This is a genomic window from Proteiniphilum sp. UBA5463, from assembly GCF_002427225.1.
Lineage (GTDB): Bacteria > Bacteroidota > Bacteroidia > Bacteroidales > Dysgonomonadaceae > Proteiniphilum > Proteiniphilum propionicum.
Genome location: NZ_DIQL01000056.1, coordinates 185,636 through 199,401 on the forward strand (window position 1 = coordinate 185,636; position 13,766 = coordinate 199,401).

Here is a 13,766-nt window from a genome sequence, read left to right on the forward strand (position 1 = left end):
AGCAGATGCTTAATTACATTTTAAACAGTTGAAAAATTATGAATCCAATCTTTTTAGTACTGGTTTTTATTGCCGCATCAGTTGTGGGTTACCTGATTATTAAAAATGTACCCAGCCTGCTGCACACCCCTTTGATGTCAGGCATGAATGCATTGTCGGGCATCACCCTTCTTGGAGCAGTGGCTGCAGTAGGGTTGTCTCTTATAGCTGTTGACAGCGGAGGTAGGCTGTTGGGGCAATTGTTGGGCGGTATAGCCATTATTGCTGCGACGGTGAATGTGGTGGGCGGTTTTGGAGTGACTCACAGAATGCTTAAAATGTTTGATAAAAAGAAGAAAAAATTATGAGCAGTACTGTTTATATCATCATCTGTGCACTGTTGTCTGTTGCCGTTTTGTTAGGTATTTCGCTGATGAGCAGAGTTAAGACGGCTGTCGCTGGAAATCTGATTAGTGCTTTTAGCGTTTTTTTAGCTATTATAGTCACATTACTCTTCAATAATATTCTAGAGTCGTGGAGTATTTATCTTTTTATGCTGGTAGGTGTTCTCATTGGAGGTGCATTTGCCGTGAGGGTAAAAATGATACAGATGCCTCAGCTTGTTGCGTTGTTCAACGGTGTAGGGGGGCTTGCTTCTGCTCTGGTGGGCATACTCTCTCTCCTGGGTATAGGAATTATAGCTGGAGAGTATCTGGTTTTTGTTAATGTAACATCTGTACTGGCAATTATAATAGGCCTGGTTACTCTTACCGGAAGCCTGGTGGCAGCAGGCAAACTTCATAAGCTTCTGCCTCAGAAGCCAGTGATCTGGAAAAATCATTCTGCAATATTGAACTTCAGTCTGATTGTTCTGATAATGACAGCTATCTTTTCCGCTTTTTCGAAAAATATTTCCTTCGGTGTGGAGATAGCGTTGGTTGTAAGTATTATTGTAAGCTTACTTTTCGGATATGCTTTTGCCATTAGGGTTGGGGGTGCCGATATGCCCATAACCATATCTTTGCTAAACTCGTTGAGCGGTGTTGCAGGTGCCATTGCCGGTATGGCGGTCAGCGATCTCTTGCTTGTCTCAGTGGGTGGTATTGTAGGGGCTTCAGGGCTTTTGCTTACACAGATTATGTGCAGGGCAATGAACCGGAGCCTGAAAGATATTCTCACCGGCAAGACATCGGTTACTGGAAAAATAGCGGTTACAGGAAAGATCCCTGATCAGATTGGCTTATCTCATGATGTTATTACTGGTGCCGCGGTTCCTGGCAATGATGAACATGAACCCATAGAGGTGGCATCTGTGGAGGTGTCAGAAAAAACAACCGAAGAGATATTGAAATCGGCAAAATCTGTAATTATTGTACCCGGTTACGGTATGGCACTTGCTCAGGCTCAACACCTGGTACGCCAGCTTGCCGACATTCTGGAGGCTAACGGTGCCGAAGTCAAGTATGCTATTCATCCTGTAGCCGGACGTATGCCCGGTCATATGAACGTACTTCTTGCTGAAGCTGATGTTCCCTACGAAAAACTGTTTGAAATGGATGCAGTAAATGATGATTTTGTTACAACAGATGTTGCCATAGTTATTGGTGCTAATGATGTAATAAATCCTGCTGCCCGTGAAGCAAAGGATACACCCATCTTTGGCATGCCGGTACTGAATGTTGATCAGGCCAAGGAGATTTTTATCTGCAATTACGACCTCAACCCTGGGTATGCAGGTGTAGACAACCCTCTCTACAGACGAACCGAAGGTCTTCATCTGCTTTTGGGCGATGCAAAAGATTCACTTAATGAAATAATAGCCAAACTGAATTGAATTGAGAATACCCAACTAAGTATAGTAATAGGGTATAAGCATGTTTTAGGCATTCATAACGCAATTAAAGATATTCTTAGTAAATAGTGAAAGATTTATTAAGAATATCTTCTGTTTTTTTGCAGATAACAAAAATTTCTTTTTCTTTGCTGTACATATTAACTTCGCTGATAGCGTTAATATAAACGAGCAGGGGAAATTCTCGCTTGTTTTATGCCATTGCGAGAAGAGAACTAAGTTAAATGAACCTGATACGAATCAATAATGGAAAATTTAAATAAAGAAAACGAGATACAAATTGAATTGAGCGACGAGATAGCTCAGGGTGTATATTCTAACCTTGCAGTTATTGCCCACTCCTCATCTGAGTTTGTTATTGATTTTATTCGCATCGTCCCCGGTGTTCCAAAAGCAAAAGTAAAATCGAGAATTATCCTCACTCCTGAACATGCTAAACGGTTGTTGATGGCACTGAAGGATAATATTGATAAGTTTGAGCAACATAACGGTTCTATTCGTGTTCAGAACGATCTCGGGTTTTTGCCGCCTCTTGGCGGAATGGGGCATGCTTAAGCTTATCCCGGTGCTTTTCATGTAATGCTGCCGGCACAGCCATGTGAATGAAAGTTATTCGTAAAATGAATTCAGGTTATTTTACATGTATTGCTGATGGCACAGCCATTTTACCAGGGGCCGGAACTGTTGCTGATAGAGGCTTATATAAATCAGGCTATTTCTTAGTTAAGCATAAGGCAAAAGAGTTTGACCTTTGCTCTAATTTAAATCACAGTAATTATGGAAATAGAAATAATCAAACCCCCGGAAAAGTTCAACTGGTTTAAAATGTTTCGCGACGGATTCCTAAACATGAGCCGTCTGGGAAAGACATTGTGGATAGTGGTTATCATAAAACTAATCATCATGTTCTTTATTTTAAAACCTTTCTTCTTCCCGAATCTATTAAACTCAAGGTATAATAACGATGCTGACAAAGCGCGGCACGTGAGTACTGAACTAATTGAAAAAGCGCCATAAGCGGAATAATTAAATAAAATATACAATTTATGGATCTACTAAATGTGTTTACAGTTAATTGGTCTAGAGCGCAATTTGCTCTCACTGCAGGATACCACTGGTTGTTTGTACCGCTCACAATCGGTTTGGGGCTTATTATGGCAATAATGGAAAGCATCTATGTGAAAACAGGAGATGAGAAATGGAAAAGTGCTACCAGGTTCTGGCAGAAAATCTTCGGGATAAACTTTGCAATAGGCGTTGCAACAGGAATTATCCTTGAGTTTCAGTTTGGGACAAACTGGTCGAACTACAGCTGGTTTGTTGGAGATATATTTGGTGCTCCCTTGGCTATAGAAGGTATCTTTGCTTTCTTTATGGAAGCTACATTCATATCTATCATGTTTTTTGGCTGGAACAGGGTAAGCAAGAAGATGCATCTGGCATCAACCTGGCTGGTTTTTATCGGCGCCTCCTTATCCGCATACTGGATTTTGGTTGCAAACGCATGGATGCAATATCCTGCAGGGATGGAATTTAATCCCGAAACAGTGCGTAACGAAATGGTGGATTTCTGGGCAGTAGCCTTCTCGCCGGTAGCATATAATAAATTTCTTCATACTACCTTTTCAGCATGGGGTGTTGGTGCCAGTTTCGCAGTGGGAATATCTTCGTGGTATCTTCTTAAAAAGAGGCACGTTGATTTTGCTATAAAGACTTTGAAAATAAGTTCACTGGTAGGGCTGGTCGCCTTTGTTATGCTTGCAGTTACGGGTGATGGCTCAGCTTATCAGGTATCACAAAAACAGCCGATGAAGCTTGCAGCCATGGAGGGCCTATATGAGGGAAAATCGGGCGCCGGGCTAGTTGCTATCGGTATGTTGAATCCTGCCAAGAAAGCATACAACGATGATGTGAACCCATACGTTTTCAAACTTGAGATACCAAAGCTCTTATCACTCCTTGGATACAGAAATATTAATGCTTTCGTCCCGGGAATAAAAGATATTGTAGATGGAGGATACATACTTCAGGACGGCACAGTGGCATTGTCGTTTGAAGAGAGACAGGCCCGTGGAAGGAAGGCTATTCAGACGCTTGCAGATTATCAGGCAGCCAGAAAGGAGGAGAATGAAGCTATTAATTCTGGCAATTCAGCAGCAGCTGCAGCTGCTGCTGTGGCAGCTGCCAATTATGAAACTGTTCTAAGGGAAAACTATGCACATTTCGGATATGGTTACCTGGAAAAAGGTGAGGATCTTATTCCCAATGTGCCACTTACCTTTTACAGCTTTCATCTGATGGTGGTTATTGGTTTCTACTTTATACTGTTCTTTTTTGTAATACTCTACTACCTGTACAGGAAAAGCATGAGCACAGCCAGTTGGCTTCAGTATGTTGCCCTGTGGAGTATTCCGTTATCATATATTGCGGGACAGCTGGGATGGGTGGTAGCCGAAGTAGGCCGCCAGCCATGGACTATTCAGGATATACTTCCTGTACAATCAGCTGCTTCAGCAGTATCTCCGGGGAATGTCATCACCACCTTTATCTTGTTCGCAGTGTTATTCACAGGATTACTTGTTGCAGAGGTGACAATTATGATAAAACAGATTAAAAAAGGCCCGGATAAGTTAGTATCGAAAAATAACTGATTTTACAAGGTTGAACAGAATTAAAGATTAAAACTATGATTACATATGATTTTCTACAAAAATACTGGTGGTTCATAATGTCACTTCTGGGAGGGCTCCTTGTGTTTCTGATGTTTGTGCAAGGGGGACAGTCCATGCTTAATTCACTCTCTAAAAAGGAGGATGAAAAAAAACTTCTTGTAAATGCCTTGGGACGCAAATGGGAATATACGTTCACAACACTTGTAACCTTTGGGGGGGCTTTTTTCGCCTCGTTCCCTCTTTTCTATTCTACCAGCTTCGGCGGAGCATACTGGGCATGGATGATCCTCCTTTTCAGCTTTGTCGTGCAGGCAGTATCATACGAGTTTCAATCCAAACCTGGTAATATATTTGGAGCAGGTGCTTATCGTATGTTGCTGTTTTTAAATGGAGTGATAGGTACTTTTCTGCTTGGCGTGGTTGTTGCAACATTTTTCACAGGTTCGGAATTTACTGTAGGAAAAGCTAATATTGCTGTTTTGGGAGGTTCAGGCCCTGTTATAAGCCAGTGGCAAAATCCGCTTCATGGACTAGAACTGCTGGCCAATGTAAGAAACCTGAGCCTGGGACTCGCGGTATTGTTCCTTTCAAGAACTTTGGCAAGCCTCTTTTTTGTGAATCGCCTCGATCATAAAGATCTGGAAAAGAGATCACGCCGGTTTACCCTATATAATGGAGTACCTTTTGTTTTGTTTTTTCTTGTTTTTCTTATTTGGACACTCTTGGCTGAAGGTTACGCTTTAAACCCAGTCACAAAGGTTGTTTATCTGGAAAAAATGAAGTATTTGAGCAATTTTATTGATATGCCGATAGTGATGGTGCTCTTTATAATGGGAGTTGTGTCAGTGTTGTACGGTATCTTCAATACCGTTTTCAATTTGAAATTCAAAAAAGGTATATGGTTTGCAGGTGCAGGAACAGTAGTTACCGTAACCATGTTGTTTCTGGTGGCAGGATATAACAATACGGCCTACTATCCCTCTTCAATTGACCTGCAGAGTTCTCTAACCCTGCAAAACTCATCGTCGAGTGAATTCACTCTCTCGGTAATGGCAATAGTATCTCTCTTTGTCCCTGTGGTAGTTGCCTATATTTTCTACGCATGGAGGGCCCTTGAAAGGAAAAAACTCAGTCTTGAAGATCTTAAAACAGACGGAAATTCTTATTGATATTACAATTTCAAAATAAAACGGAGGGGGATGAATAGTCGGATTATTCATCCCCTCTTTTATTATGTCTGGCATGTTACTATGCTAATCAACATAATTGATATAATTGTTGCTAGATAATAAAATAAATTTATTGCTCTATTGCTCGATCAATCAGCTAATAAACATTATTATGCCGACTGTCGAAATGAGAGGAAAATTAACCCATCACTTTTAAAATTTAATGCAAATGTTTAGGAGCACAACAATTATTGGAAAATAACAATTTGTAGAGGCACAATAGTGATAAAAACTTTATATCAATAGCCATGTGCAAGCAGCATTCAAATAAAGGTGGTCAAGTAAAAAAATATTATAAATGATGTAAAATATTTTCCGTGTTAAACAATTACCATGAATAAACATATTTGTGAAAACAATTTACCGGGACCTGATGGAACTTGTTGAATGATTGACAAAAAGAAGTTTAGCTGATAACATCAGATTAACATAATGTTCAAAAATATGTTGTATAACATAAAGAAAATATTTGTGTATATATGTTTTTTAAATCTAATTTAGTACATAACAGATCAGTACAGATCTGAGCTCCTTTTGTCTATTCGAATGATAGGGCAGGGGAGTAATCAGCATACCTACTCAATAGTATTTAAATCAGTTATAAATAGTTAAATGGCAGGCGGATTTAATGTGTTGATTGTGAAATTTCAAAAAACAAATTACATTTGTCTCTGATATTTACAAGCTGATGGTGCACCACTTTTTAAAAATATTGACAGATGATCACAGAAGACACCGGCTATTTGAAATATTGCAAGCTATCCTTTGGGATGAGCCGCGAGGTGACTAGGCACTACAGTACTTCTTTCTACTCTGCTACACAGCTCTTTCCTTCGCCTGTTAGGGAAGCAATTCACGGTATATACGGCTTTGTGCGGTTGGCCGATGAGATCGTTGACTCGTTCCACGGCTGTGACCAAAAAATTCTGCTTGACCGGTTCGAGGCGGACTACTATTTTGCTCTGGAGCAGGGCGTAAGTTCAAACCCGGTGATCAATTCCTTCTTGCTCACCGTCAACCGCTACGGCATCGATGATGCCTATGTCCGGGCATTCCTGGCCAGCATGCGTGCCGACCTGGAGAAGAAGATTTATACCACCAGGCTCGAGACTGAATGGTATATCTATGGATCGGCGGACGTGGTGGGGTTGATGTGCCTCAGGGTTTTTTGTGACCATGACGAACAGTTGTTCGGAGAACTGGTGATGCCGGCTATGCGCCTTGGCTCAGCTTTTCAGAAAGTCAATTTCCTGCGTGACTTGCGGCACGATGTGCTGGAGCTGGGACGTATTTACTTTCCCGTCTTTTCTTTGGAGCATTTTAATGAGCAAACCAAACTGGAGCTGGTGGATGATATCAAGGCCGATTTTGCCGAGGCCCTCAAGGGGATTCGGCGGTTGCCCGACAACTCACGCCTTGCCGTTCATACTGCCTACCGATACTATGTGCGTTTACTGGACAAGATCCGTGAAACACCTGCCTGTGAATTGATTTCCAGAAGAATACGAATCCCCAATGCCGAAAAGTTCCGGTTGCTTTCCGGTGCCGTCCTCAAACACAAATTACATATGCAGATCATATGACAGAAATACAAAACCTGGTGCAATTGGTCGACGAGCAGGACAATCCTGTCGGGACCATGGAGAAAATGGAAGCACACCGCCATCCTACGTTGCACCGTGCAGTATCGGTGCTGGTATTTAACTCTTCCGGCGACTGGCTCCTGCACCGCCGTGCCGCTGGAAAGTACCACTCTGCCTGCCTCTGGACCAACGCCTGCTGTACACACCCATGGCCGGGAGAAGCACATGCCGATGCAGCCCGTCGCAGGCTGCAGGAGGAGATGGGTATCGCTGCCGAAGGAGAATTGGAGCATCTTTTCGACTTCATTTACCGGGCAAAGGTGGATAAGGAGCTGACCGAGTATGAGTACGACAGGGTCTTCTCCCTGACCAGCGATGAGGTTCCACGGCCACACCCCGATGAAGTTGATGAGTGGAGATACGTTACTTCGGAGGCGCTGCATGAGGAGTTGAGACTGTATTCAGGTCGCTTCACCGAGTGGTTTAAATTGATTTTTCAGCGTTCAGCCGGTACATGACAAAATATACCCTCAAGGAGAAGAATATGGTTCGCCGCATCGTGGTGATCTATGGAGTGGGAGTCGTCGGGTTCAGCATACCCCTTACGCACGGGGCCTTTATGCTGTTGACGCCGTTGGTATTGCTGCTCTCGTTCTTGCTGCTCATATGGTACGATAGCGGCCGCCGGAGTGGGGGGCAGCTAAAAAGGATTGTTTTTTACACCTTTGTCTTCACCGCCGGCTTCATGGTTGAGATGTGGGGAGTCAACACCGGCGCGCTGTTCGGCAGCTACCTTTACGGTAGCGGACTGGGACCCAGGATTGCCGGTACACCGCCGTTTATCGGGCTCAGCTGGGTGTTGATGATCTATCTTACATCGGCCATCTTCACCCCGATGCAGTGTAACCTGCTCGACGGCATCGTGTGGCCCTCGCTGATGATGGTGGGTTATGACCTGGTCATGGAACATGTAGCTCCCAAGATGGACATGTGGTCGTGGCAAGAGGATGTAATCCCCATACAGAACTACCTTATGTGGGGGCTGCTGGCTGTCATCTTCCATACAATACGCTACATGATGAAGGTCAGCGACCGCAACCCGATGGCATTGCCGCTCTTCATAGTGCAGACGCTTTTCTTTCTGTTTATACTGTTAATTAATTGATTCGCTGTATTATCAATTATATCGAATAGAGACTTAGATGCTTCGCTCAAGACACCACTTCTTCATCTACCCATTCTTCCAGCACTACACCCGCTGGTTGCTGAAAAGACATTTCCACCAAGTGACAGTAGAGGGTACATTCGCGGACCGGGGGTTTCCAGTGCTGCTGATCGGTAACCACATTGGTTGGTGGGACGGCTTCTGGGCGATGTACCTCAAGCTGGAGGTGGTAAAGCGCAAGATTCATTTCATGATGCAGGAAGATCAGTTGCTCCGTTTCCGCTTTTTCAACTACACCGGAGCTTTTTCGGTGAAGAGGAATAGCCGGGAGGCATTGTATTCACTCCGGTATGCATCATCACTGCTTCAAGATAAGGGCAACATGGTGCTAATATACCCTCAGGGCAGGTTGCAGTCGCTCTACTGCAAGAGCTTCCACTTCGAGAAGGGAATCGAGCGCATCCTGCAGGGTAGGGAAGGTATGGTTCAGTTGCTTATGTCGGTCAACATGATAGACTACCTGGCGCATCCGAAACCATCACTCACCATATACCTGCGCGATTATGAAGGGCAGTTCCGCCGCGAAGCGCTGGAGGAAGCCTATAACCGGTTTTATTCCGATTGTCTAACCCTCCAAACATCACGGACCGAATGACGGAATACATAGCCTGCCTTATTCTTGCCTTTGCGCTGATACAACTTTTGGTAGCACTGGTTAACCTCTTTTTCCGGGAGCGGCTGCCGGAGCGTGAAGATGCAATACAGCCGCCAAGCTTGTCGTTGCTGATACCCGCGCGCGACGAGGAGACGAACATTGTCAGGTTGTTAAACGATCTTGTTACTGTCTCAGACCGTATCCGGGAGATCATCGTCTTCGACGACCAGTCCGCCGATGATACCGCAAGGATTGTAGAAGAGTTTGCCGCACACGATTTCCGCATCCGGCTGATACGCGGTGGCGAATTGCCCGGCGGCTGGTCTGGCAAGAACCATGCCTGCTGCCGCCTGGCAAAGGAAGCAACAGGTAACTACCTCCTCTTCCTCGATGCCGATGTTAGGGTGGGAGAGGGAGTGATCGACCGTTCCATGTGCTATATGCAACGGTGGCAATGCGACCTGATGAGCATCTTCCCTACACAGGAGATGCGCTCCATCGGTGAGAAGATTACCGTGCCCAATATGCAGATTATCCTGCTCACGTTGCTGCCACTCCCGCTGGTGCGCCTATCGGGTTTATCCTCGCTGTCAGCTGCTAACGGGCAGTTTATGATGTTCAAGCGTAAAACCTATGAAGAGCTTGAGCCTCACCGGCAGTTCCCGAAAAGCCGGGCGGAGGATATCGAGATTGCCCGCTATCTGAAGCGGGAACGCAGGCGGGTGAGCTGCCTCACCGGCATTGAGGGGGTACGCTGCCGCATGTATCGCTCCCTGCCGGAAGCGGTGGAAGGTTTCTCGAAGAACGTCACATACTTCTTCGGCAACTCATCGCCGGCTGCGATCCTCTACTGGCTGGTCACCTCTCTCGGCTTCATTGTCTTCATCGTCGCGGGGAGATGTGACGGACTCTGGCTCTGGCTTGCTACCACCCTCCTCGCCCGAATTGCTGCATCATTGACAGCAGGTCTGAAGGCGGGTTACAACCTGCTGCTGTTCCTCCCGCAACAACTGATGCTGGGAGTCTTTATACTACGCTCGCTCGTCAACAAAAGAAAAAAAACGTTCCGCTGGAAGGGGCGGAGTATATAGTTGCATTCTTATTAAAAGCAACATGTGAAAAGTGAATAATCATATTTAATTAAACATAGATGTCCGAAAAAATAACAAAACTGGCTGATGCGGTAATAAAAAGTACTCGAAAGGAAAATCCGGTGACCGTCTGCTGGATGCGGCGCGACCTTAGGCTGGAAGACAACCATGCCCTCTGGCAGGCACTGCGTTCCGGTTGCCCGGTGCTGCTGCTTTTTATCTTCGACACTGAGATACTGGGTGCACTCAGGGAGAAAGAGGACCGTAGGGTTGCCTTTATCTTTTCTGCGATTGAGAAGATGAACAGGCGGCTGCGACAACAATACAACTCCGGTGTACTCTGTCTGCAGGGCAAGCCGGAAGAGATCTTCGAAAAGCTGCTGGCCGATTACCAAATTGGGGCGGTCTGCTGCAACGAGGACTACGAACCCTATGCCATCACGCGCGACCGAAAGGTGGAACAGCTACTTGCGCGAAGAGGGGTGCCGTTCCGACAATACAAGGACCAGGTAATCTTCCATAAAGAGGATATCCTCACCGCTGCGGGTAAGCCTTACATCGTCTATACGCCTTACTCCCGTGCCTGGCTGCTGAAGTATCATGTAGGGGAACAGGTATTCTATCCTTCGGAAGAAATGCTGGACAACCTGTTGCATGAGATTCCTCCGGTGCTGTCAATAGAGGAGACCGGGTTCCATGATCCCGGTTTCTGCTTTCCTCCTGCTGAGGCAGACGACGGAGTGATCGCAACCTACGATCGCACACGCGACTTTCCGGCGCTGCAGGATGGTGTAACACGCATGGGTGTGCACCTGCGATTTGGCACTGTCAGCATCCGCCGACTGGTACTGCGCGCCTCGCTACTCAACGAGGCCTACCTGAAGGAACTGATATGGCGTGAATTTTTCATGCAGGTACTCTGGCACTTCCCTTATGTAACGGAAGGGCCTTTCCGGAAGAAGTACGAGGCGGTCCTCTGGGAGAACAACGAGGAGGATTTCTACCTCTGGTGCAATGGCAACACCGGCTACCCGCTGGTAGATGCGGGTATGCGGGAGTTGAACGCTACCGGATTCATGCACAACCGGGTGCGGATGATTACCGCCAGCTTTCTCACCAAGCACCTGCTCATCGACTGGAGGTGGGGTGAGTCCCGATTCGCGGAGAAATTGCTCGACTACGATCTGGCGGCCAACAACGGTAACTGGCAGTGGGTGGCCGGTACCGGATGCGATGCTGCGCCCTGGTTCCGGATCTTTAATCCAGCGGAACAACAGAAACGGTTCGATCCACGACAAGAGTATATCCGTCGCTGGATCCCTGAGCTGGGAACGCCACAATACCCCGCACCGGTGATCGGACACACTTTCGCCCGACAACGGGCACTGGAACGATATAACGTTTAATGGCCCATAGTTGAGTCTCCTCCGATAAGTCTTTTTTCTTGAAAATTTCATAAGATGATCGTTGATATTCAATAAGTTACAAACCGATAAAATTGGGTTTTGAGGTTTTCGGAGAGGACTCATAGTTTGATGTTTAAAAATTTAAAGTTCATATTTTGAAGCTTTTAGTTGTTTTTCTGTTAATTTTTACCCTCTGCTCCGTTCTTGTAACAGCAGGAGAGAAGGAGGCCATCTACCGGGCTTACCTGAACAGTGACATGGCAACCTGGAAGCAAACCATATAAAATGAAAAAGAAAGTGATCATCACCGGCACGGGGCTTGGTGGCCTCGCTAGCGGACTGCTGCTGCAAAGCAAGGGATACGATGTGCATTTCCTCGAGAAGAACAGTTGCCCCGGAGGAAGGCTTAACCGCATCGAGAAGGATGGGTTCACCTTCGACACCGGTCCCAGCTTCTTCAGCATGTCTTACGTCTTTACCGACTTTTTGAAGCTCTGCGGTGTGGAGATGCCCTTCCGATTCGTGGAGCTGGATCCGCTCTATTCGGTGCACTTCGCCGATGGGCGCAACTTCCGCCTCTACAAGGATATCAGGAAGCTGGCAGAGCAGTTCCGCGACATCGAACCCGGTTTCGAGGCGAAGATGGAGCGCTACCTTAAGAAGTCGGGCGTCCTCTTCCACGACACCTTCGACATTGTAATCCGTAGTAATTTCGACAATTACCTCGACTACTTCGTCGCCCTGATGAAGGTCAACCCGGTGCATATCCCCGTACTGATGAAGATGTTCTGGCAACATGTTAAGGAGTACTTCGACTCACAGGAGGCACGGCAGATCGTCTCGCTGGTGGCATTTTTCCTGGGACGCACCCCTTTCGACACTATGGCTATCTACAGCCTGCTCTCATACACCGAGTTCCGGCACGATGGCTACCACAACGTGGAGGGCGGCATGTATCGGATAGTGGAGGGGATAGTAGATGTGCTGAAACAGCGAGGCGCCACCTTCCTCTTTAAAACCGAGGTCACCGCGGCAGAGGTGGAGTGTGACCGCATAACACGCCTTACCGACAGCGAGGGCAATCACTACGAAGCCGATATCTTCCTGGTCAACGCCGATGCGGCGCTCTTCCGGGGACGCGTGCTGCATAGGAAGAAGTACTCCGAGACGAAGCTGCAAAAGATGGAGTGGACCATGGGCTACCTTACTGCCTATGTCGGTATCGACCGTAAGCTGCCGGGCCTCGACCTGCACAACTACTTCCTTGGCTCCAACTTCGAGACATATGCCCATAACGTACTAAAGGACCCCGACTCGCTGCAGAAACCTTACTTCTACGTGAACGCCATCTCAAAGCATAACCCCGGATGCGCACCGGAGGGATGCGAGAGCCTCTTCTTTATATGTCCCGTGCCCAACCTGCAGTACAAGCCCGACTGGAGCGACCGTGACGAGATTGCCGACAGTATTCTGGCCGACTTATCCAAAAGAATCGGCATAGACATCATGCCCCACATAGTCACACGCACCATCTACACCCCGCAGGAGTGGGAGAAGCAGTTCAACCTCTACATGGGGAGCGGACTGGGGCTGTCGCACCGCCTAAGTCAGATCGGCGGCCTCCGTCCGAAGAACTTCGATGAGGAGTATGGAAACCTCTTTTACGTGGGCGCTTCCACCACACCCGGGGCGGGACTCCCCATGGCGGTAATCAGCGCCGAGATGGTCTGCAGGCGGATACTTAGTTGTTGATTTCTTTTTGTATTTTTGGTGCAAAAATTAGAATCATCCAGGTACTAAGGAATTTAACAACGCAAGAGATTGAGCGGCTTAATAGACAGAATTGTGAATGCACCTGATGTATGCTTGTAAAGGTGAACGCCGGTTTCGACCATTGCATTATTAAAAATACCCGTTTCCCGGAAAGGATAATGATAGGTGTATTGGTGAATGCATTTGGATATATATTTGATACAGACATTGTAAACGGTAGCGTACTACTGCAATTCTCCTTGATTCTGGACCTGTTTTTAAAGTAAACCGGACGAGTAGAGGATGAAAACAAGTTTAACTGCTTTATGCAGAACAGTACGTAAGGAGAAATGATAGGGGAGGTATGCCCCCTGCCTGCACA

The 13,766-nt window shown here is 46.4% G+C and carries 14 protein-coding genes; all 14 read left to right on the plus strand.

Annotated elements, in window-relative coordinates:
* Positions 1 to 38: 38 nt before the first annotated feature.
* The 14 genes from B3B27_RS10430 (at position 39) to B3B27_RS10495 (ending at position 13,384) form a co-directional block, all read left to right on the plus strand.
* The gene (locus B3B27_RS10430; protein ID WP_238866768.1) at positions 39 to 347 is read left to right on the plus strand and encodes an NAD(P) transhydrogenase subunit alpha; all 309 of its coding nucleotides are present in this window, start codon (positions 39 to 41) and stop codon (positions 345 to 347) included.
* Positions 344 to 1,813, plus strand: a complete 1,470-nt coding sequence (locus B3B27_RS10435; protein ID WP_238866766.1) for an NAD(P)(+) transhydrogenase (Re/Si-specific) subunit beta — start codon at positions 344 to 346, stop codon at positions 1,811 to 1,813. The genes B3B27_RS10430 and B3B27_RS10435 overlap by 4 nt, the downstream gene beginning before the upstream one ends.
* A gap of 264 nt (positions 1,814 to 2,077) precedes the next feature.
* Complete coding sequence (locus tag B3B27_RS10440; protein ID WP_238866764.1) at positions 2,078 to 2,386, plus strand: DUF3467 domain-containing protein; 309 nt, start codon at positions 2,078 to 2,080, stop codon at positions 2,384 to 2,386.
* 47 nt (positions 2,387 to 2,433) lie between these two features.
* On the plus strand, positions 2,434 to 2,655 hold the full coding sequence (locus B3B27_RS10445) for a hypothetical protein (RefSeq protein WP_286847390.1): 222 nt from the start codon (positions 2,434 to 2,436) through the stop codon (positions 2,653 to 2,655).
* Positions 2,609 to 2,848, plus strand: a complete 240-nt coding sequence (locus B3B27_RS10450; RefSeq protein WP_238866760.1) for a DUF4492 domain-containing protein — start codon at positions 2,609 to 2,611, stop codon at positions 2,846 to 2,848. The genes B3B27_RS10445 and B3B27_RS10450 overlap by 47 nt, the downstream gene beginning before the upstream one ends.
* 29 nt (positions 2,849 to 2,877) lie before the next feature.
* The gene (locus B3B27_RS10455; protein WP_238866758.1) at positions 2,878 to 4,482 is read left to right on the plus strand and encodes a cytochrome ubiquinol oxidase subunit I; all 1,605 of its coding nucleotides are present in this window, start codon (positions 2,878 to 2,880) and stop codon (positions 4,480 to 4,482) included.
* Positions 4,483 to 4,517: 35 nt separating this feature from the next.
* Positions 4,518 to 5,672, plus strand: coding sequence for a cytochrome d ubiquinol oxidase subunit II (cydB, locus tag B3B27_RS10460; protein WP_238866757.1), 1,155 nt, complete (start codon positions 4,518 to 4,520; stop codon positions 5,670 to 5,672).
* A gap of 779 nt (positions 5,673 to 6,451) precedes the next feature.
* Complete coding sequence (locus B3B27_RS10465) at positions 6,452 to 7,315, plus strand: phytoene/squalene synthase family protein (RefSeq protein ID WP_286847391.1); 864 nt, start codon at positions 6,452 to 6,454, stop codon at positions 7,313 to 7,315.
* The gene (gene idi, locus B3B27_RS10470) at positions 7,312 to 7,833 is read left to right on the plus strand and encodes an isopentenyl-diphosphate Delta-isomerase (RefSeq protein ID WP_286847393.1); all 522 of its coding nucleotides are present in this window, start codon (positions 7,312 to 7,314) and stop codon (positions 7,831 to 7,833) included. Before B3B27_RS10465 ends, idi begins: the two co-directional genes overlap by 4 nt.
* Positions 7,830 to 8,480: a carotenoid biosynthesis protein gene (locus B3B27_RS10475; RefSeq protein ID WP_286833276.1), complete on the plus strand. Its 651-nt coding sequence runs from the start codon at positions 7,830 to 7,832 to the stop codon at positions 8,478 to 8,480. Before idi ends, B3B27_RS10475 begins: the two co-directional genes overlap by 4 nt.
* A 37-nt stretch (positions 8,481 to 8,517) precedes the next feature.
* Positions 8,518 to 9,135, plus strand: a complete 618-nt coding sequence (locus tag B3B27_RS10480; RefSeq protein WP_286847395.1) for a lysophospholipid acyltransferase family protein — start codon at positions 8,518 to 8,520, stop codon at positions 9,133 to 9,135.
* The gene (locus B3B27_RS10485) at positions 9,132 to 10,226 is read left to right on the plus strand and encodes a glycosyltransferase family 2 protein (RefSeq protein ID WP_238866746.1); all 1,095 of its coding nucleotides are present in this window, start codon (positions 9,132 to 9,134) and stop codon (positions 10,224 to 10,226) included. The genes B3B27_RS10480 and B3B27_RS10485 overlap by 4 nt, the downstream gene beginning before the upstream one ends.
* A 59-nt stretch (positions 10,227 to 10,285) precedes the next feature.
* Positions 10,286 to 11,632, plus strand: coding sequence for a cryptochrome/photolyase family protein (locus tag B3B27_RS10490; RefSeq protein ID WP_286847398.1), 1,347 nt, complete (start codon positions 10,286 to 10,288; stop codon positions 11,630 to 11,632).
* A 285-nt stretch (positions 11,633 to 11,917) separates the two neighbouring features.
* Positions 11,918 to 13,384 (plus strand): phytoene desaturase family protein, encoded by a 1,467-nt coding sequence (locus B3B27_RS10495; protein ID WP_286847401.1) that lies wholly within the window; start codon positions 11,918 to 11,920, stop codon positions 13,382 to 13,384.
* Positions 13,385 to 13,766 lie beyond the last annotated feature (382 nt).

Coding starts and splice junctions, on each gene's coding strand:
- B3B27_RS10430 (WP_238866768.1), top strand. CDS start 39: ATGAATCCAATCTTTTTAGTACTGGTTTTTATTGCCGCATCAGTTGTG.
- B3B27_RS10435 (WP_238866766.1), top strand. CDS start 344: ATGAGCAGTACTGTTTATATCATCATCTGTGCACTGTTGTCTGTTGCC.
- B3B27_RS10440 (WP_238866764.1), top strand. CDS start 2,078: ATGGAAAATTTAAATAAAGAAAACGAGATACAAATTGAATTGAGCGAC.
- B3B27_RS10445 (WP_286847390.1), top strand. CDS start 2,434: ATGAAAGTTATTCGTAAAATGAATTCAGGTTATTTTACATGTATTGCT.
- B3B27_RS10450 (WP_238866760.1), top strand. CDS start 2,609: ATGGAAATAGAAATAATCAAACCCCCGGAAAAGTTCAACTGGTTTAAA.
- B3B27_RS10455 (WP_238866758.1), top strand. CDS start 2,878: ATGGATCTACTAAATGTGTTTACAGTTAATTGGTCTAGAGCGCAATTT.
- cydB (WP_238866757.1), top strand. CDS start 4,518: ATGATTACATATGATTTTCTACAAAAATACTGGTGGTTCATAATGTCA.
- B3B27_RS10465 (WP_286847391.1), top strand. CDS start 6,452: ATGATCACAGAAGACACCGGCTATTTGAAATATTGCAAGCTATCCTTT.
- idi (WP_286847393.1), top strand. CDS start 7,312: ATGACAGAAATACAAAACCTGGTGCAATTGGTCGACGAGCAGGACAAT.
- B3B27_RS10475 (WP_286833276.1), top strand. CDS start 7,830: ATGACAAAATATACCCTCAAGGAGAAGAATATGGTTCGCCGCATCGTG.
- B3B27_RS10480 (WP_286847395.1), top strand. CDS start 8,518: ATGCTTCGCTCAAGACACCACTTCTTCATCTACCCATTCTTCCAGCAC.
- B3B27_RS10485 (WP_238866746.1), top strand. CDS start 9,132: ATGACGGAATACATAGCCTGCCTTATTCTTGCCTTTGCGCTGATACAA.
- B3B27_RS10490 (WP_286847398.1), top strand. CDS start 10,286: ATGTCCGAAAAAATAACAAAACTGGCTGATGCGGTAATAAAAAGTACT.
- B3B27_RS10495 (WP_286847401.1), top strand. CDS start 11,918: ATGAAAAAGAAAGTGATCATCACCGGCACGGGGCTTGGTGGCCTCGCT.